Raw genomic sequence first — 17,406 nt, 5'->3', positions numbered from 1 at the left:
CATCGTGGGAACCATCGTCGAGCGCAAGCGCAAGGACGGGTCCATCGGCTACCACGCTCAGGTGGTGATCCGGCAGGACGGCGCTACCCACCGCGAGACGAAGACGTTCGACCGCAAGGCGGCGGCCAACTCGTGGATCGCGAAGCGGGAGCGCGAACTGTCCGCGCCCGGGGCGGTGTCGGGCAAGAAGGCCGAGGACCCGACGCTCGGCGCGGCGATCGACCGGTACGTGGCCGAGAGCCGGCGCGCCCTGGGGCGCACCAAGGCGCAGGTGCTAAAGACCATCAAGACGTTCGACATCGCGGACAAGCCCTGCTCGACCATCACCAGCGCCGACGTGGTCGCGTTCGCCACCGAGCTCTCTGCCGGCCGGCAGCCGCAGACCGTCTCGAACTATCTCGCCCACCTCGGCAGCGTGTTCTCCATCGCGCAGGCAGCCTGGGGCTATCAGCTCAACCCCTCGAGCATGCAGGATGCCCGGAAGGTCACCTCGAAGCTCGGGCTCGTCGCCAAGTCGGCATCGCGCAGCCGTCGACCGACGCTCGACGAGCTCGACCGGCTGATGACGCATTTCGGTGGAGTCCGGCACCGGCGGCCCGGCAGCGTGCCGATGCAGGCGATCGTGGCCTTCGCGCTCTTCTCGACGCGGCGTCAGGAGGAGATCACCCGCATCGCCTGGGCCGACCTCGACGAGGAGGGCTCGCGGGTGCTGGTCCGGGACATGAAGAACCCGGGGCAGAAGATCGGGAACGATGTCTGGTGCGAGTTGCCGCCGGAGGCGCTGCGGGTCGTCCAAGCGCAGCCGCGCGCCGGCGACCGGATCTTCCCCTACACCACCGACGCGATCTCGGCCGCGTTCACCCGGGCGTGTGCGTTCCTCGGGATCGACGACCTCACGTTCCACGACCTGCGCCACGAGGGCGTCTCACGGCTGTTCGAGATGGGCCGGACCGTGCCGCTGGCGGCGTCGGTCTCCGGCCACAAAAGCTGGTCGTCGCTCCAGCGCTATACCCACATTCGCAAGGCGGGCGACCGGTACGCCGGCTGGCCCTGGCTCGCGGTCGTGACCGCGGCGGATCAGCCGCAGAGTTGACGGCACTCCTTGCGCGCGGCCTCGGCCCGATCGTCGACCCAGCGCGCCAGATCGTTTAAGTGCACCCCCTTGGCCGATTTCTGGCTCGCCTCGATGCGGACCAGCGGCAAGGCGATCTCCCCGGCGGAGATCTTCCGCGCCAGCTTCTCGGGCGTCAGGTGCGAGAAGTAGTCCCGGCACACGTGCTCGATCGGGATCACCGCTGCGCCGCCGTACTGCGCCAGCAGGAGAAACGCGGTGTTCATGGGCTCGGGCCTCGCTGCGGGATTGGTGGTGGTGGAAGCTCGGGTGCGCGGCATCTACCCCTCCCCTTCTGTTCTGACCGGCGGTGTGGGGCGGGCTCGGGCCATTAGACCGATTTGAAGCCAAGCCCAGTCGTCAGCGCTTGCGATGTACAATGGCGTTGAGGCTGGGTCGTCCCGCGCTCCGAAAAGCAGCTCGCCTTGGCCGCCGGCACGAATGCTCGCGCTATCCGGGATTTGAGCGAGGAACCTGTCTCGATCGGCTTTGGTCCGGAAGTACAGGCCTCGGCGGGGCCCTCCGCCCACGTGGACGACCTCGATCTTACCCGACATCGCCACCTCCCTCGGCCGGCGACACTGGCAGGCCGCGCCGCTTCAATTCGGCTTCAAGCTCGCCCATGCGCTCCCACAGCCACTCGCCGGGCGAGCCGCTAGCTCCGCCGCATTCGTCCAAGGACTGCCGCATCTCCCGCCATTCCCGGGCGAGGTTCTGATCCTCGGCGATCAGGTCGGCGTCGCTCATGTTCCGGGCGTCACTCATGCGCGCTTCCCACCTCGACCGTCACCCCTGATGCGCGGGCGCGAGAGAGCAGAACCTGGTTGGCTGCCTTGATTGACTCTACGAATGCAGGTCCCGGCCCGAGCCGGCCGCCGTGGCGGGCGTGCCACGCGCCCCAGGCCGCGGCGATCATCTCAGGGTCGGGCTGTTGGAGGTCGACGACGGCGACGAGGACGTGCAGCCCTTGCTTGGTGCTATCGGTCACGAGGGGCCTCCGGGGCTCGGGATTGCAGCTGCGCGATGAGACGATCCCGGGCGTCCTTACCGCGGCGCAACTCCGTGATGAGGCGGCCCTGTGCGTCCGCTTGCTGGTCGCACGCCGACATCAGGTTCTTGAGCGCGCCCGTCGAGTTGTCGAGCGCGGCGTTCTGCTGCGCGATCCTGCTGTGCGCCTGGATCATCCCGGCAGCAGGAAGGACAGCGCCGATCGGGAGGCCGATCGCCAAACCAGCAGTGAGTATGAGGACAGGTTTGGTCACGACCGCTCCCCTCTTGGTTGGCTCGGGGTGGGGGTGGAGAGAAGATCCTTGATGCCAAGCAAATCGTTGATTGTCTGACGAATTGCTGGATCAACAGCTTGTTCGCCGATCAGGCGAGCGAGCCTTGTAAAGGCTGTATTGCGAGCTTCAGCCTCCTTCCGATTGCGCTCGCTCTCCGCTAGGGCGGTGGTGAGACGCGCATTCTCAGCCTGTAGCGCTTTCAGGTCTTGAGATGCGGGCGCCTGCCCTTCGGGCATCGGGCTCGCGGTCTTCGACCTCAGCCGCCCCGCGTCTTCGCGCTCCGCGCGCTGATCCCTGGCGCAATTCCTCAAGAACGCCACTAGGTCATCCATCACGACACAGATCGACGCCTCGCGCAGCCAGCCATCCAGTTGGTGGATGTGCTGCTGCTCAACCATGTGGCCGTGGTCGCCATCCCACTGCCAAAGGATGGCCGGATCGTCGCTGCCGTCGAGAACAAGGCAAGTCGTGCCATCTCTCGGCATCTCAGTCGCGGGCAGTATGCGCAGATGACCCGTGCTAGAGACCGAAGCGCGTAGCGGCGAGACGGGCTTGCCCGGCTCGACTTGCGAGGGCTCGGGCCCCGTAGGGGCAGCGCCCTGCTGAATGTCTTTTCGATCACCCACGCCCCGCCTCCTCTTTGCTGGCGAGTGCGGTGCGGGTGGCGCGAGCAGCACGAAGCTCCTCCTCAGCCTCTTCGGCAAAGAGCATCCAGTTCGGCTCGCGGATCGCATAGCCGTGGTCATCTTGGCCCTGGTACGCCATGAAGTCGGGGTGCAGACCTGCGTCGGCGCAAAGGCTGCGGGCGCGGCGCTCAATGGCTTCGGCTGATGGCGCAAGCTTCTCGCAAAGCCGCTCGTCGGCGCCGGCCGTGAACTCGGCGACGGCGTCCTCAAGTTCTGCGAGGGCCGAGGCGCAGCCGGGGTCAGTGACCCACTCGACGGCGGCCTTGACGATGCGCTCGCGCTCGGCGGCGCGATCAGTCGGTGCAGGCACAGTCAAGGCTCTCCTCCTGGGGCTCAAAGAGGTCGGCTTGGCGCTGCGAGGCGTCGAACAGCGCAGCATAGGAACGACGATCCATTCGGAACCGCCGAACGCTTTCGTTCCGCGTCTCAACCGAAACAGTGCGATCCATGGCGATGGCCTCGCGGCCGATCCACCACTCTGCCGTTTCGGGCCGTCGGCGCATGGTGCTCAGGATCGTGCCCTCGGACTTGAGAAAGCAGAGGTCGCAGTTCCCGTCCGGCGTCGTCCCGTTGACGTTCAGGAGGCTCAGATCGAACGGCTGAGCGCCCCAGAACGTCTGCACGTCGCGCTTCGTCACTCCCGCATCCGCGAGCGGCATGGCTGTCGCGAACCTCTCCTTGCCGAGCGTATTGCGATAGCGCTGCTTCTCGACACGGCGCGGTTCATCTGCGCGCAGGCCAACGACGCTGGTCCAGCGGTCATAGCCGAGCATCTTGTGCATCAGCATGTAGAACCGGCGGATCTTCATCTCGACGGTGCAGAACCGGGTCACCGGGTTCGGGAGCATCCCCGATCGGGATTTCTGGATCACCGCGTCGAAGGGCTCGCCGTTCCGACTGGCCGAGTTGTGGTTGACGATCTGGGTCTTGTGTTCGGCCTCCGGGTCGAATTCGAGCCAGACGATCCGGACACCCCACCGCTCCGAGCACTCCTGCACGAAGTCCAGGGTCTCGGGCATCTCCCGTCCGGTGTTCGCGAAGGCAACGTGCACGTCATCCGGCAGCGTGCCGCCGTGCGCGTCGAGGATGTGCTTGAGCATGTAGCCGGAGGTCCGGCCGCCCGAGAACGAGATCAGGGCCGGGCCCTGGATCAAGTAGGGGTCCGCCTTACGCATCGCCCTGCTCCTTCTTGGAGGGACGCGGGGAGGCGGAGAGCTTAATTCGTGCGTCCTGCCGGTACTTGTCTTTGATCTCGGACCAAAGCTGATCCCACTTCAGGAGGGGCGCGCCAGGGTCCTGCTCAAACAGGATTTGCGCGAGGGTCTCTTCTTCCTCAAGCGCGATGCTTTCAGCGATAAATCGCTCTGACTGTTCGTCTCGGCTCCCCTCCTCCCTACAATCAGGGGGATTGATTGCCCCCTGTGTCTGGAGTGACGGGGTGGGGGATGGCGCCTCGACTTCGTCGACCGGGCTCGCGGCCTCCGGCCTCGGCCGGCTATCGCCGTCCTCACGCGAAGCGCGCTGATCCCTGGCGCGGTCGGCAACCGCGAGCGCTGTCTTCATGGCTTCAAACTGGCGGATCTCGATATCCTCCCCGCCCTCCTCAGTCTCCTCCATCTCGGTCAGGTAGGTATGGACCGCAGCAAAGATGCGCTCGGAAGCCGCAACCTGCCGCTCCTCCTCAGTGCTAAATCCGGGACGGCGGGTCATTTTGCCTGTGTCTTTCAGGGCTGCTCGCGCCATAATAGCGGACAAAATGCTCGCCTTGGTCTCCTCAATCTCTAGAGCTACCTGAGTAGCTTCGTCAATTTCACTCGGTCTATCTATTAATCGCTCATATAGCCGAGCGAAGTTGATCAGGTCCTCTATAAGCCCTGGCACCTCGCCCGCGCGAGGAATGGAAGCGCCGTAGGCGGCAAGACCCGAAGGGGCTTGATCCGAAGGACGACAGTCCGGGCCCGAAGGGTCGCGCCCTGTAGTATCCACCGGACTGGTGCTGAGACGGGAGAGGAGAGCGGTGCGGGCAGACTGAAGTCGCTCTTCGGCAACCCGAAGCCCTGACGCGAAAGTCGCTTCAGATAGGCTCCCCTTGTATCGCTCAACTGCGCTCTCAGCGCTGCCACTTAGGCGAGCATGATAGATCAGCTTCTCCACCAGCCCCTCCACCTCCCCTTCAGGAGAGGGGGTCGGTGAAACGGGCTCGAACCGGCCGTCCTCCATCTCGGAAGTCGGGCGGGCCCAGGCTGGGCCGCCGTTCAAAGCGCGGTAGCCGACCACCTCGGCACCGTGGACCAGCGGCGCGCTGGACTGTACGATCGCGGCGAACAGGATGGATGCCCCGGCCGGGGCGTTGAACATGGACGAGCACGCGGTGATTTCGCTGGCCTCGCCATGCCGGACAATCAGGACGAGGTCATAGTCCGCCAGGGAACGGTGCGCTCGCAACCGCACACCCCGGAACAGCACCTCGTACAGGCCGCCGGTCTTCTTGTGTCGAAGGATCTCACCCATAATCAGGCCTCCTGGGTCGGCAGGGTGGACAGGATCCTGGACACGTCGTCGGACCGCACATCGTCCTGAGATCGGGACGTGCCGCCGGACCGGATCGCCTCAAGGGCGTATTCGACCGAGCGCCACCCCGCATCCCACGCCCGCTTCAGCGCCGCTTCCCAATCCACCGCAGGCACTACCGGGGCTGCTACAGCGCCCCCCTCGCGGAGCATGTTGCGGCGGGCCTGGTGGGCGGCCTGAACCTCGTCGTGGTCGTCCTGATCGCCTTCTCGAACGGACTGCGACCACTGCGGAGCGCGGGCGTCATATCGCTGCGCCACATCATCTCGCGCCGCTATCAGCATCTCCTCGTCGCTCGGAACCGGGCGAGGCTCCACGACATGACGGCGCTCAAGGGCGAGGCGGAGGGCGCGCTCGATGATGGGGGCAACGGGCGTCGGGCTAGCGGGGGCCATGCGCAGCGCCTGCTGCGCTACCTCGTCCATCCAGGCGGGAGGGGCTGGGGGCCCGGTCTCCTTGACCTGTGCGGCGGTTTCCTTGGCGAGCTTAAGCGCGGCGCGAAGCACGTTCGCAGGCCCTTTGACGCCAAGCTCCTGTTCGAGCTGCCACATCAGATCACGGGTGTTCTCGCTCTCGGTCATAGTCGTGCCTCGTGATGCGGGTCAGACAGTGGGACGCTTGCCGGCCTCGAGGATCGGTAGTCCAGCCTCAGTCGGCACATAGATGATCTGGCTGACACCATCCTGCTCTTCCAGCATGTTGATGTATTTCCAGCGCAGATAGCCTTCCGGCCCGCCAAGCGCGTTCTCGACTTCGCGGATAGACGCGGCGATGCCCTTGGCACGCTCGACATCGGCTTGCGCGTAGAGCTTCGCTGCGTCCAGTTCGCGCTCCGCCTTGCGGACGACGATGCGGGTCTCGTTCTCGGCCTGGGCGAGGTCGGCTTGGCCCTGGAGCTTCTGGACCCAGATGTTGTAAGGTGGATAGGCTATAGCCCAGGCTACGATGGCGCCGCCGACAGTCAAGAGGCCGGGTAGGCCGTATTCCATGAATATAGACATAGCGCTACTCCGCGGGGATAAGGGGGAGGTCGGGGACGGCAGGCGCCCACTTCGACTTGTCGGCTTCGATCTGCCCGAAGTTGATCGGGTGCTGGCGCCGGAGATCGGGCGTCCGCGGACCAGCAACCCACCCGGACTCGACCCGGTCCAGCCAGCCGCCAGGGCATAGCCAACTGGTCGGTGAAAGCTGGAGATGCTTGAAGTCGGCGCGCGTAACCGGTCTGTCGGCGGCCAGGATCAGCAGCTTGATCGCCTTGACCTTCCAGGCCGTTAGGATGACCGGCGCCGAGGCTCCCGCGGCAACATCCGGCACGTATTCCGGCAGCGCACAACGCTTCTCCGGCAACCACTCGTGCCAGAGTTGCATATCGTGACGCCAGTAGCTTTCAACCGGCAAGGCTGGGCTGAATTCAGGACCACGGGCCCATTTCTCGTAATAGCCTTCGCCGGGACCGCCGCGGTGCTCGATCACGGTAATGCCGAGTGCGTCGCAAATTGCCCGAACATCGGTGTTGCACTTCCCCGCCGGCACCAGGACGGCGCGGTAGTCGGGGCCCTCGTGATCTCCGTACCAGGACATGCGCGGCGGCAGGATCTGGGCGACGACGCGGGGGTTGAGCGCTAACTTCGCCTCGATGCCGACTTGGATACCGTCGAGCGAGCGCACCAGCAGGATGTCGAAGCCGGCTGTTTCCGGGTAAGCGGTCCACTGCGGTTCGTCGCGGGCCGGCTTCGTAGCTGCGGCGATGAAGGCGGAGCAGAGGTCGGCTTCTGACATCGGGGGTTTTGCGGCGGTCACCATCACGCCCGCCCTCCCGCCTGCTCCGGCAGGCTGTCGATGTTGGCGGGGGTGACGTGGGCGAGCTCGGCCAGCAGCTCGGGATCGCTGAAGGGCTGCCATCGGATCAGCACGCCCTCGAAGGTCAGCAGGCAACCCTCGCCCGGATGCTCGGCCCACCAGAACGCGGCCATGTCCTCGACGGACTGGAAGCCGTCATCCCGGGCGAAGGCATCCATCCGGGCGAGCGACAGCGGCGCGCCGTCAACCTGGAAGAGTTCGGCCGGGCTCTTGGGTCCGAACACGAGGCGGACCGGCACCACCGCGGTGCATGTCGGAGCGCCGAGCCGCCGGCAGTGGCGCGTGCGCATGCCGATGTAGAGCTGAAGCTGCTCGCCCGCCCGGGCATGCCGGCTGCGGCCGGCGCGGTTCGCCCGGATGGTTTGGGCCTTGGCGCCCATCAGGATCGGCGGCGCGAACCAGCGCTTGAAGCTGTAGGCGACCATCAGCGCGAGCCCTCCGCACCAACCCGCCCCGACTCCGGGAAGCCGTTGTGCTCGACGCCGTCGAGGAGGCGGCCGGCGGTCTTCTTGCCGACACGGAAGACGTCGTTCCGGAAGTCGCCCGCTTCGCTCGCAAAGTGGTGGACGTGGAACTGGAGCCCGGCCTCGCCGGGCCTCCACGCCTGTTCGCAGGCGCTGCGTGGCGCCCACTCGCCGTTCTGCTTGTGCAGGTACGGCACATCGGCCGCGGCGCAGGCGTCGCGGATCTGCCGGAACCAGTCCGGATGCGACGGCCGGGCCTTGTGCTTGCCCTGGTCGGTCTCGCCGCCGGTGATGACCCAGTCCACGCACTCGTGGCGGTCCGGCGACGGTTCGTCGTAGCCGGGCTGTCCGCCGTCGTCGTAGGTGCCGCCTGGGTGCCAGCGGATCGCGTCGGCCTGGAGCAGGCACACGCCCTCCAGCAGCGGCTCCATCGACAGGAAGATGAAGGCCGGGTCGAGGTAGGCGCGCGCGTGCTTGAGATGGCGCACGACCCGGTTGGCGTTCTCCTGGTCCTCGGCTGTCCCGCCGATCGCGGCGTTCGCTGGCAGCCCGCCGGCCGCATCGCACTGCTCGACAGCGTTCTGGACGCGCTTCGACAGCAGGAGCCAGAGGAGATGCGGCGTCGCTCGGATCAGGTCGAAGAAGTCCCGCCGCCACGCCGGGTCGACCTGGTTATCGAACGGGTCGCAGAGCGACGGGAACACGCGCTCGACCCGGCCGGCAGCCGCGGCGGCGCGGTTCCAGGCCAACGGCTGGCGCCAGTAGGGCGCGCTCGTCCGCTTCCGCTCGCCGTGCGGGCCCCACTCCACCCGACCCATGCGGGTGTCCATCAGGTGCTCGGCGTAGCAGCCGTCACAGGCCGGCGAGACCTTCTGGCAGCCGATCCAGGGTGACCAGGTGTGGTGAGTCCACTCGATTTTCGTGTTCTCGGCCATCAGCGCGTTCCTCCAGTGGTGGTGACCCGCCCCGACTCCCTCGCCTGGGCGAGGCTCATGCCGCCCATGCCGCGCTCGCTGAACACGACCAGGAAGTGGTCGGGGCACCACGACTTCGTGGCGACCGACGGCTTGCCGCAGAACAGGTGCCGGCCGGCGCTGTCGCAGCCGATGGCGTAGCGGCAGCCGTCCTTGGGGAGGTCGACGAGCGGGCGCCCGGCCGGTGGCGCGAAGGGGAGCGAGAGGGCGGCGCTCATGCGGCACGCTCTGCGATGGACTCGCCGGTGATCGCCGCGTGCAGCCGGGCGTGGTTCTCCTCGTTGAGCCGCCAGCCACGGCCCCACACGGTGTCGATGCTGATCCGGGTCTGCGCCTCCATCAGCTTGCGCCGGACCTTGCAGACGAAAACGTCGAGGATCTTCTGCTCGGGAGCGTCGGCCAGGATGCCGTAGACCCCGATCAGCATCCGCTCGCGGTGAACGACGCGGGTCTTGGCGCCGTAGAGCACCAGGAGGACAGCTTCCTCGTGCGGCGTCAGGCGCCAGGACAGCGGCGCGTAGAGCGAGGGCTTCAGCAGCTCCTCGTACCGACGCACCGCCTCGCGGAGGGTGTCGATCTCTTCGAGGAGATCGACGATCTTCAGGCGGGACGGGGGGGTGAGCGCGTTCATCAGGCCGCCCTCTTCTTCGGCGCGGCGCGGCGCTTCTGCGCCCACGCCCTAATTTCTGGGTAGGCGACGCCGGAGAGCGCCCGCCAGGCGACACGGCACTGCTCCAGGTCGAACAGGCCGGTGTGGGTCTCGTCGCGGGTGAGGCCCATGCGGTCCGCGAGGAAGCCGTAGACCCGGCCCCGAGCGGCCTGGCGCACGACACGCCGGCCCTCCTCGTCGAGCGTGCCGTAGGCGCCGCTCCGGTCCGCGCTCTGCCAGAGCGGATCAATCATCCGCTCGTGGAGCATCCGGCGGGCGCGGCGCAGGTCGGGACCGGCCGGGGTGCCGAGCGGATCGGTAGTACCCGGGTGGCACCCGACATAGGCGTCGGGGCACACGTCGCAGCGCCAGATCGGCTTGTCGTGGAGGTCGGGCCGGTGCGGGTAGACCTCGGCACCGGTGGTGAGGCGGGCCGGCTGCCCGCAGCAGATCGGGGCGGCCGACATCACGCGAGTTCCTCGGAATGGTCGGCCGGAAACTCATCGGCGGCGCGAAGATCGGCCTCGGCGGCGAGGTCCTGCAACTCGGGTGCGATGGCGTCGAGGGCACGGTCGGCGCGCTCCTCCAGCCCCTTGCGGAAGCTCGCCAGGGCGTCGGCGCCCCGGGCGGCCGCCTCGCGGGCGGCGATGTAGAGACGTTCGCGCCCCGAGCCCTTCTTACCCTCGGGCGGCACATCCGCGCCCTGCCCTGCCGGCGCCTTCTCGGGGGCTGCGCGCCGCTCCTCGGCCAATGGCCGGACGGTGTATGCGATGCGGCTCGCACGGCTCGCCGTGAGCGGGAACGTGAGGTTCTGCTCGATCCCGCTCATGTGGCTGATGCGGATGCCGCCAACCTCCATGCCGCCGAACCTGACCTTGTCGTCGCGGTAGAGCGTCATCCGGCGACCGACGTAGGCCGTGCCGTCGACGCCCCACACGCGAACGAGAACGCGGCGCATCGACTTGCAGGGCTTGTAGGGCTTGCCGCCGTCGCCCTCGAAGCTGATCGCGATCGGCTGCTCGGGCTCCCTCATCGGCGAGACGCCGGTGATCTTGATCGTCCTCGGCTGCCCGATCAGATCGTCGGCGTTGAGCTGGTCGCTCTTGGGGGCGATGGTGCGAGAGATGTCGATCACGCCATGATCTCCCGTTCGATGCGCTGAGTTGGGATGGCGCCGGAGGCCGCGACGGCATCCCGGTACTGCGCCATGGCGTCGGCGAGGCGATGCTCGAAGGCCTCGGCAGTCTCGGCGATCGCGGACTGAATTCGCTCGTCCGGGAAGACGCGGACGGGCACCATCGGCAGGCCGCCCGAATACGAGAGAAAGTCACACCACTTCCGCTCCGACACCATGAGCCCGGTCTGCACCTGGATCAGGAAGTCGGCCGGGATCGAACCGTTCGGCACGTGGAGGATGAAGGTTTCGACCTGGTACTTCTGCCGGCGCGACTTCACCTCGACGGTGCCGTCCTCACCGACGAGAGCGTCCGGCGAATAGCCGATCGTGAAGCCCCAGCGGTCGTTGGTGATGAACCCGACCTGCTGCACCGGCGCCCGATGCAGTCCGTAGAGCCGGAGCGCTTCCTGCTCGTCGTCGTGGCCGCGCAGCATGTCGTCGCTGACGTAGTGCGGCTCGACATACCGGGTGACGCGCTGGGCGAGCAGTTCGTAGAGGTGGGCGCGCTCCTTGTCGTTGCGCGCGGCCTGGAGCTTCGCGGGCGTGATGATGAGGCTCATCTCGCTCGCGGTGAGCAGGCCGCAGCGTGCCGCGATCCACTCGTCGGTGCCTTGGATGAGATCGGTATGGATGCGCACGGCCATGTTAGGCGTCCTGCTGCTCGGCACTCGCCCGGATGCGGGCGATGGTGGCGGCGGTGTCGGAGGCGAGGCGGGCGGCGGCCCGCGCCTCGCTGGCGGTTTCGTCGACGAACCTGTCGAAGGCTTCGGCGGCCTCACGGGCGACGCGTTCGGCGGCGGTCTCGTGGGCTGTGCCGGGCTCGTTCACGACCGCCTCCGCAGCATCACGAGCCCCATCAGGAAGACCGCGAAGGCCAGGGTCGCGAGCCGGGCGGTGTGCCCGATGATGGCCCATGCCAGGGTGGACTCGGCCGATCCGGTGCGGGCGATGCTGCCGATCTCGACGTGGGCGAGGGCCAGGGCGGCGGCGACACCGAGGATGAGCGGGAGGGCGGTCACGCGCTCCCTCCCGGCATGTCGACCACCACCAGGGCCGTGCTGACGTTCGTGCCGGACTCGGCGAAGGCGTTCTCCGGCAGGCGCTCGATGCTGCCGCCGAGGCTCGCGACCCACTCGCGGAAGGCCGGAGCCGCGCCGCGGGTGCGGTAGGTGATGCCGCCCGACATGATCGCGACGAGTCGGCCGCCGGGCTTCAGGAACTGTGCGGCGTGGCGGACGTGCGCGATGTCTTGATCCCGCGTGAAAGGCGGGTTCATCACGACGCGGTCGAACTGCCGAAGCGGATGCTGCGGCACCGCCTTCAGGAAATCGCCACGCACCAAGGTGCCGAGACACCCACCGGCCACCTGCCGGAGCGCGTCGAAGCGCTTCTCGTCGATCTCGACGCAGGTCACAGCGCCGTGGCAGTCGCGGGCCGCCCGAGCCAGGGCACCAAGGCCGGCGCTCGGCTCCAGTACCGTCATGCCGTCGGTGATGTCGGCCCGAGCCACGACCTGCCGCGCCAGCATCTCCGGCGTGTCGAACTGTTGGAACTCGATCTTGCGGCTGGTCACCTCGCCGGTGAGCAGGATCGGCTCGATGGCCTCGGCGGCGTCGCCATCGAAGAGGTGCGCCTGTGCCTTGCGGTTCCACTTACCGCCGGCCGCCACGAGCGCCTTGTTCGTGGCCTCGTAGAGCTTGCGGTCCAGCTGGCCGAGGGCGGCCAGCGACAGGGCGTTGCCGGCGAAGGTGGCGCGGTCGAGCACGGCGAGAACGTCGGAAGAGACGCGCATTGGGAAGATCCTTCAGGGGTTGGAGACGACGAGGCGGAGGGCGGGTGCCGGATCGGGCTGGCCGATCGTCTCCAGCGCGCGCAGGGCGATCCGGTGCGAGACAGCCAGCCCAAGGGCGAGTTCGTCGGCGATCTCGTGCGCCCGCTCGGGGCGCGCGGCGAGGATCAGCTTCGCGGCAGCGTGCGCCTGGGCGAGGTCGGCTGCTGCGATCTCCAGGGCGCGCCGCAGCTGGTCTGCCTCGTTCTTGTGGCCCACGGCCTCGCGGATGCTCGCGCCGGCGCCGGCCGAGCACGCCCGGGCCGTGATCGCCCTCCTCCTGACCGGCTGGCCGGCATACGGCGACAGCGAGGACGACACCGAGACGCTGGTGAAGATGATCGCCAAGGCGGTCCGCCAGGATCCCGCCTGGGCCATCGAGGAGGCGGCCCGCCGGTTCCGCGACGACGAGGTGTCGTTCACGTGGCCGCCCCGGCAGGCGCCGACTCCGCCCGCCTTCGCCCGCGAGTGCGGGATCATCGCCCGGACCCATCTCGCCGATCTGGCGAAGCTCTCGCGCGTCCTCGACGCCGAGATCTTGCCTGAGCCGGATCCGGAGGCGGTGGAGCGCGCCCGCCAGGCTGCCCGCGACGCGGTCGCCGGCAAGCTGATGCGCGAGCAGCAGGACCAGCTCCGCGCCGTCGAGGCCGAGGAGGCGGAGCGCGATGTCGTCCTCGCCGCCCCGCCGATCAAGGCTGGAGCGCTCGGGGCGATGGCGCTCGGCAATGCCCTGTCCCCGCATCGCTTCCGCCGACCGGTCGGTGAGACCACAGTCTGAGGAGGCTGCCATGACGATCGCGGAGAAGCCGAAGCGGGTTTGGATGGTCTACGGCCTCGGTCGAGACATACCTACGCGCACTCATCCTAGCGTAGAAGCCGCGCGTCGGGAGGCTAATCGGCTTTCTCGCGCAAATCCCGGCACACAATTTCACGTTCTCGGCTCAGAATATATTGCCGAGACTGCAACAACTCGGTTATATGAGTTCGACGGCAGCAAGTTCGTCGACATCTCCGACGATATTCCGTTCTAACCAAGGAGCGTCATCATGACCGATACCGCAACCAATACGCACGACTTCACCGCTCTCACCGCCGACATCGTGTCCGCCTACGTGGCAAAGAACAGCGTCCCGGTGGGCGAGCTGCCGGGCCTGATCGCCTCGACGCACGCGGCGCTGGAGAAGCTGGGCGCGCCACCCGCGCCGGAGCCGGTGCGCCCCGAGCCCCCGGTCCCGATCCGCAAGACCGTCACCCCCGACCACATCATCAGCCTCGAGGACGGCCGTCCCTACAAGACCCTGAAGCGGCATCTCTCCGGCCGCGGTATGACCCCCGAGGAGTACCGCCAGAAGTGGGGCCTGCCGCACGACTACCCGATGGTCGCGGCGAACTATGCGGCGCAGCGGTCGGAGCTCGCGAAGAGCAGCGGCCTCGGCTCGAACCGGCGCAAGAGCCGCGCGGCGTAGAACGCCCTGCCCCGCCGTCTCCGGGCGGCGGGGCTCCAACCGAAGGACATCAGGAGATCGGGTTGAGCTTCACCTACGCCATCGCTGACCTACACGGGCGGCTCGACCTTCTCACGAGTGCGCTGGACGCAATCATGACCGACGCTGAGCGTCGCGGCGCGCGCGATACGGCAAAGGTCGTGACGCTCGGCGACTACATCGACCGTGGCCCCGACAGCGCAGGCATCATCCGCATGCTCATGGAGATCCAGGCCGCGTCCTCACCCGGGCGGTTCATCTGCCTGAAGGGCAACCACGAGGGCATCATGCAGGTGGTCTGCGCCAGGCAAGCGCCGGTGCGCTGGTGGATGGAGAACGGCGGCGGCCAGACATTGCTCTCCTACGGCCACCCGCCCGAGGGCTATGTCGACCTCGCGCACGTCACGCCCGAACACCTTGCCTGGATCGCGCAGCTGCCGCTCACGCACGTCGATCAGAACCGGGTCTTCGTCCACGCTGGGGTCGATCCAACGATCCCGTTGGAGGATCAGACCGAGAAGACGCTGACCTGGATGCTCTACCCTGACGGGTTCGAGGGCGGGCACCATGGACGCCACGTCGTCCACGGCCACCACCAATTCGCCGACGGCCCGAAGCGGTTCGCAGGCCGGACCGACCTCGACACCTTCGCTTGGTACACGGGCCGACTCGTGGTCGGGGTGTTCGACGACGCGGTGATGGGTGGCCCGGTCGACCTGCTTGAGGTGATCGGCCCCTCTGCCTCCGCTCTTGAGGGCTCGAACGATGCCTGAACTCGGCTCCATGTCCCAGATCGCCCGCGCCGTCTACACGTTCCAGGATCGGGCGTGCCCGGGCGGCGCGTGTCCGCCCTGCCTGGAGCGGGCCCGGCGGGCGGTGCGGGCGATGCGTGATGCGGGAGCGTTGCAGAAAGCGACATATGGCGCCGCGATCGAGTTCGCGGCTCAGGCGCATAGCGGCCAGTTCGACAAGGCCGGTCGCCCTTACATGAGGCACATCATCCGGGTCGTCGACCGGGTGGGCGATTTCCTCGCTGGCATCCCGGAGGGCGCCATTGGCGAGCACGCGGGGACTGTCGTGTTCGCCGCGTGGATGCACGACACGGTCGAGGACTCGACATGCACCCTCGACGATCTGCTCGTGGCAGGTTTCTCGGACGCGACGATCGAGATGGTGCGGCTCCTGACCAAGCCGCCCGGCGACTCCCGCACCTACGACCAGCGCATCGAGGACATCATCGCCTCCGGCAACCTCGGGGCCATCCTGGCGAAGCTCGCCGACGTCGAAGACAACGGCGACCCGGCGCGCCTGGCACTCCTGCCCGAGGACCAGCGCGGCATCGGAGAGCGCTACCAGCGCGCCCGCGCACGGCTCCACGAGGCTGCGACGGCGCTCGGGTGGCGAGATCCGCGGCAGCAGGCGGAGAGCGCCGCCTGAGCGAGCCCCCCTTGGATCCCCCACTCTCGAACGAGCCGACCGGACAGCGCCCGGCCGGGCCGGATCCGCCTGGCTCGTGGACCGCGCGCGACGTCGAGCGCTGGCTAGTGATTCCGATGCGGTTGTTGCGAGAAACCGCCGTTGTGACGGGGCCGTATAACGCGCTAATTTCTGCAGACCGCGATCGGCCTAGCTCGTCGTTCGATATACTTGCCTTCGCGCGAACCATTCTGAAAGATGGGGACGAACTGCTTGCTGTCCTCACATACGCTCGGATAAGGGCTTCGGGAGGCGATCCTAGTGCGTCCATAGCCGAGTGGTGCCAGCTAAAAGGCTGGCAGGAAAGGACATTTCATCGCCGGCGCAAGCGAGCCTGCGAGAAAATTGCTTTGGCAAAGAATGCCAGCGGTAGATCAAATGTAACAGTATGATTTTAAATTCTAAAAACTATGCAAAATGTGTCATAAGTCGAATGTAATATAAATCATGAACATCTGATAAATTTTATTCACAAAACGTTAGCCACATTGTATTTTCTGTTTGTTATTTATCATCATTAGGATATTTTTTAAGATCGACATCCCAAATGTCACCAACGGGCACTTCGCAGGATTTGGGCTTTAGCTATGTCGTCTGGAAAGCTCCTAGCCGCTATCATCTATGCTTTCGCCCAAACCGGGGCGGTGGAAGCGAGTACTATATTTGAGAATACGAGTGCGAGCTCGGTACCTTTCATGTTGAAGTCAGAATATAGATATGTAGTCCTAGCAAGTCGCCAGTGGTTCGACGACGCCAAGATTGTAGTAGAGAAATATAGGGCTGCCTCCAAAGATATATCTATCATGAGGAGCTCAAATGGCTGGTATGCGGTAGTCGTAGGTCCATACCCGGCAGAATATGCCAAATCTCGTCGCGATTTTCTAAAGCAGCAAAATTTGGTCCCAAGCGATGCCGCATTGTCTCGTGGAGAAATGTTTGTCAGCAAACTATGGGATACGAATTCAACCGGCGACGGAAAAACCATCGTTCAATTTCCGCCTGTGGCGGTCGCCGCCAAACCATCCGGCACCGAGCCCGCGCCGTCTGTAGCTGGTGGACAATCTACCCCAACCCCGTTCAAGGCAGACGCGCATTTGTCTCTTGTTGGGAAATGGACTCGGGTAGAGAGGACATGCAGTCAATATAGCTTCGAGATTAAACCAGATAGGATTATTGCCACGAATGTACCTCAAAATGTCTACGATCCTCCACGAATATTGAAATCCGAATATATTGGAAACGACGTAGGCATTACTACGAGCGATGGATATCAGGAGTACAAAATTTCGAGCGACAGCATCCAACTCACGAAATCCGTCGTCAAAAATCAAGATCTAATGAAAATTATCGGCAGTCCGCCTTCGTTCAAAAAATGCCCCAACGATACTGTTGAAATAAAAAGTCCTGATGGAAGCGTCGGCGCTTCATATGCTCAACCCAGCAGGAGTCCTGATGAAATAATATCGAATGCGATTGAAAATAGAAATAAACTTATCAATGACTTTATTACTGGCGATTTCCGCGGAGAACGTGCTCAAGATTATTGTTCAGGCATAGCCGCTGTAATTCATTTCAAGATTTTACCCCTAAGGGACGCTTGGCATGCCAATCAACTTTCTTCTTTCGACTGGTATGTCCAAGCGAGAGATTTTTTTAAATCGCTAGAGGCAAATAATTATAAAGCGTACATGATTGCCGAGACAGCTATAAATTCTATATCTGGATCAACAGGCAACGATGCTTATGTTAACAGCACAGCATGGCATCTAAGTTGTGTTGCAAGGTTGGAAGGCCCTGGCCTTAGATCGTAAAAATCAGGCGCAGGCGCTGAATGCGAGTCGCA

General features: G+C 65.5%; 29 protein-coding genes. 7 read left to right on the top strand and 22 right to left on the bottom strand.

Features of this window, described 5'->3' with window-relative positions; genetic code table 11:
• The first annotated feature begins 4 nt into the window (after nt 1-4).
• Nucleotides 5-1,093 (top strand): tyrosine-type recombinase/integrase, encoded by a 1,089-nt coding sequence (locus ACS5PV_RS24575; protein WP_455397971.1) that lies wholly within the window; start codon nt 5-7, stop codon nt 1,091-1,093.
• Here the strand turns inward: ACS5PV_RS24575 and ACS5PV_RS24570 are convergent.
• From ACS5PV_RS24570 to ACS5PV_RS24465, 22 genes are all read right to left on the bottom strand, one after another.
• Nucleotides 1,078-1,338 (bottom strand): pyocin activator PrtN family protein, encoded by a 261-nt coding sequence (locus ACS5PV_RS24570; RefSeq protein WP_455398047.1) that lies wholly within the window; start codon nt 1,336-1,338, stop codon nt 1,078-1,080. The genes ACS5PV_RS24575 and ACS5PV_RS24570 overlap by 16 nt on opposite strands.
• 319 nt (nt 1,339-1,657) lie before the next feature.
• Entirely contained in the window at nt 1,658-1,858 is a 201-nt protein-coding gene (locus ACS5PV_RS24565; protein WP_455397970.1) for a hypothetical protein, read from the bottom strand.
• Nucleotides 1,859-1,868: 10 nt separating this feature from the next.
• Nucleotides 1,869-2,099: a hypothetical protein gene (locus ACS5PV_RS24560; RefSeq protein WP_455397969.1), complete on the bottom strand. Its 231-nt coding sequence runs from the start codon at nt 2,097-2,099 to the stop codon at nt 1,869-1,871.
• Entirely contained in the window at nt 2,089-2,373 is a 285-nt protein-coding gene (locus tag ACS5PV_RS24555) for a hypothetical protein (protein ID WP_455397968.1), read from the bottom strand. The genes ACS5PV_RS24560 and ACS5PV_RS24555 overlap by 11 nt, the downstream gene beginning before the upstream one ends.
• On the bottom strand, nt 2,370-3,020 hold the full coding sequence (locus ACS5PV_RS24550) for a hypothetical protein (protein WP_455397967.1): 651 nt from the start codon (nt 3,018-3,020) through the stop codon (nt 2,370-2,372). Before ACS5PV_RS24550 ends, ACS5PV_RS24555 begins: the two co-directional genes overlap by 4 nt.
• Nucleotides 3,013-3,396, bottom strand: coding sequence for a hypothetical protein (locus ACS5PV_RS24545; RefSeq protein WP_455397966.1), 384 nt, complete (start codon nt 3,394-3,396; stop codon nt 3,013-3,015). The genes ACS5PV_RS24550 and ACS5PV_RS24545 overlap by 8 nt, the downstream gene beginning before the upstream one ends.
• On the bottom strand, nt 3,374-4,255 hold the full coding sequence (locus ACS5PV_RS24540) for a phosphoadenosine phosphosulfate reductase domain-containing protein (RefSeq protein ID WP_455397965.1): 882 nt from the start codon (nt 4,253-4,255) through the stop codon (nt 3,374-3,376). Before ACS5PV_RS24540 ends, ACS5PV_RS24545 begins: the two co-directional genes overlap by 23 nt.
• The gene (locus ACS5PV_RS24535) at nt 4,248-5,591 is read right to left on the bottom strand and encodes a hypothetical protein (protein WP_455397964.1); all 1,344 of its coding nucleotides are present in this window, start codon (nt 5,589-5,591) and stop codon (nt 4,248-4,250) included. Before ACS5PV_RS24535 ends, ACS5PV_RS24540 begins: the two co-directional genes overlap by 8 nt.
• A gap of 2 nt (nt 5,592-5,593) precedes the next feature.
• Nucleotides 5,594-6,232 (bottom strand): hypothetical protein, encoded by a 639-nt coding sequence (locus ACS5PV_RS24530; protein ID WP_455397963.1) that lies wholly within the window; start codon nt 6,230-6,232, stop codon nt 5,594-5,596.
• Between the two features lie 21 nt (nt 6,233-6,253).
• Nucleotides 6,254-6,652, bottom strand: coding sequence for a membrane protease subunit (locus tag ACS5PV_RS24525; protein WP_455397962.1), 399 nt, complete (start codon nt 6,650-6,652; stop codon nt 6,254-6,256).
• Between the two features lie 4 nt (nt 6,653-6,656).
• Nucleotides 6,657-7,457 carry a hypothetical protein gene (locus tag ACS5PV_RS24520; RefSeq protein WP_455397961.1) on the bottom strand — a complete coding sequence of 267 codons (801 nt, stop codon included), beginning with the start codon at nt 7,455-7,457 and terminating at the stop codon, nt 6,657-6,659.
• Nucleotides 7,454-7,936 (bottom strand): hypothetical protein, encoded by a 483-nt coding sequence (locus ACS5PV_RS24515; protein ID WP_455397960.1) that lies wholly within the window; start codon nt 7,934-7,936, stop codon nt 7,454-7,456. The genes ACS5PV_RS24520 and ACS5PV_RS24515 overlap by 4 nt, the downstream gene beginning before the upstream one ends.
• Nucleotides 7,936-8,910: a DUF5131 family protein gene (locus tag ACS5PV_RS24510; protein ID WP_455397959.1), complete on the bottom strand. Its 975-nt coding sequence runs from the start codon at nt 8,908-8,910 to the stop codon at nt 7,936-7,938. Before ACS5PV_RS24510 ends, ACS5PV_RS24515 begins: the two co-directional genes overlap by 1 nt.
• Complete coding sequence (locus ACS5PV_RS24505; protein ID WP_455397958.1) at nt 8,910-9,167, bottom strand: hypothetical protein; 258 nt, start codon at nt 9,165-9,167, stop codon at nt 8,910-8,912. Before ACS5PV_RS24505 ends, ACS5PV_RS24510 begins: the two co-directional genes overlap by 1 nt.
• Nucleotides 9,164-9,580 (bottom strand): winged helix-turn-helix domain-containing protein, encoded by a 417-nt coding sequence (locus tag ACS5PV_RS24500; RefSeq protein ID WP_455397957.1) that lies wholly within the window; start codon nt 9,578-9,580, stop codon nt 9,164-9,166. The genes ACS5PV_RS24505 and ACS5PV_RS24500 overlap by 4 nt, the downstream gene beginning before the upstream one ends.
• The gene (locus tag ACS5PV_RS24495) at nt 9,580-10,065 is read right to left on the bottom strand and encodes a zinc-finger-containing protein (protein WP_455397956.1); all 486 of its coding nucleotides are present in this window, start codon (nt 10,063-10,065) and stop codon (nt 9,580-9,582) included. Before ACS5PV_RS24495 ends, ACS5PV_RS24500 begins: the two co-directional genes overlap by 1 nt.
• Nucleotides 10,065-10,733: a hypothetical protein gene (locus ACS5PV_RS24490; RefSeq protein WP_455397955.1), complete on the bottom strand. Its 669-nt coding sequence runs from the start codon at nt 10,731-10,733 to the stop codon at nt 10,065-10,067. The genes ACS5PV_RS24495 and ACS5PV_RS24490 overlap by 1 nt, the downstream gene beginning before the upstream one ends.
• The gene (locus tag ACS5PV_RS24485) at nt 10,730-11,419 is read right to left on the bottom strand and encodes a YqaJ viral recombinase family protein (protein ID WP_455397954.1); all 690 of its coding nucleotides are present in this window, start codon (nt 11,417-11,419) and stop codon (nt 10,730-10,732) included. Before ACS5PV_RS24485 ends, ACS5PV_RS24490 begins: the two co-directional genes overlap by 4 nt.
• A gap of 1 nt (nt 11,420) precedes the next feature.
• Entirely contained in the window at nt 11,421-11,603 is a 183-nt protein-coding gene (locus tag ACS5PV_RS24480) for a hypothetical protein (protein WP_455397953.1), read from the bottom strand.
• Complete coding sequence (locus ACS5PV_RS24475; protein WP_455397952.1) at nt 11,600-11,794, bottom strand: hypothetical protein; 195 nt, start codon at nt 11,792-11,794, stop codon at nt 11,600-11,602. The genes ACS5PV_RS24480 and ACS5PV_RS24475 overlap by 4 nt, the downstream gene beginning before the upstream one ends.
• Nucleotides 11,791-12,567, bottom strand: a complete 777-nt coding sequence (locus tag ACS5PV_RS24470; protein WP_455397951.1) for a methyltransferase — start codon at nt 12,565-12,567, stop codon at nt 11,791-11,793. The genes ACS5PV_RS24475 and ACS5PV_RS24470 overlap by 4 nt, the downstream gene beginning before the upstream one ends.
• A 12-nt stretch (nt 12,568-12,579) precedes the next feature.
• Nucleotides 12,580-12,822 carry a hypothetical protein gene (locus ACS5PV_RS24465; RefSeq protein WP_455397950.1) on the bottom strand — a complete coding sequence of 81 codons (243 nt, stop codon included), beginning with the start codon at nt 12,820-12,822 and terminating at the stop codon, nt 12,580-12,582.
• A gap of 10 nt (nt 12,823-12,832) precedes the next feature.
• Between ACS5PV_RS24465 and ACS5PV_RS24460 the strand changes: the two genes are divergently transcribed.
• The 6 genes from ACS5PV_RS24460 (at nt 12,833) to ACS5PV_RS24435 (ending at nt 17,374) form a co-directional block, all read left to right on the top strand.
• Entirely contained in the window at nt 12,833-13,381 is a 549-nt protein-coding gene (locus tag ACS5PV_RS24460; protein ID WP_455397949.1) for a hypothetical protein, read from the top strand.
• 10 nt (nt 13,382-13,391) lie between these two features.
• Nucleotides 13,392-13,634 carry a hypothetical protein gene (locus ACS5PV_RS24455; RefSeq protein WP_455397948.1) on the top strand — a complete coding sequence of 81 codons (243 nt, stop codon included), beginning with the start codon at nt 13,392-13,394 and terminating at the stop codon, nt 13,632-13,634.
• Nucleotides 13,635-13,649: 15 nt separating this feature from the next.
• Entirely contained in the window at nt 13,650-14,069 is a 420-nt protein-coding gene (locus ACS5PV_RS24450; protein ID WP_455397947.1) for a MucR family transcriptional regulator, read from the top strand.
• A gap of 62 nt (nt 14,070-14,131) precedes the next feature.
• Nucleotides 14,132-14,860: a metallophosphoesterase family protein gene (locus ACS5PV_RS24445; RefSeq protein WP_455397946.1), complete on the top strand. Its 729-nt coding sequence runs from the start codon at nt 14,132-14,134 to the stop codon at nt 14,858-14,860.
• A gap of 10 nt (nt 14,861-14,870) precedes the next feature.
• On the top strand, nt 14,871-15,524 hold the full coding sequence (locus ACS5PV_RS24440) for an HD domain-containing protein (protein ID WP_455397945.1): 654 nt from the start codon (nt 14,871-14,873) through the stop codon (nt 15,522-15,524).
• 626 nt (nt 15,525-16,150) lie between these two features.
• Nucleotides 16,151-17,374, top strand: coding sequence for a hypothetical protein (locus tag ACS5PV_RS24435; RefSeq protein WP_455397944.1), 1,224 nt, complete (start codon nt 16,151-16,153; stop codon nt 17,372-17,374).
• Nucleotides 17,375-17,406 lie beyond the last annotated feature (32 nt).

This window comes from Methylobacterium sp. Gmos1, from assembly GCF_053764715.1.
Note: the sequence above shows the minus strand (reverse complement) of the source record. Positions and strands in the feature narration are given on the sequence as shown.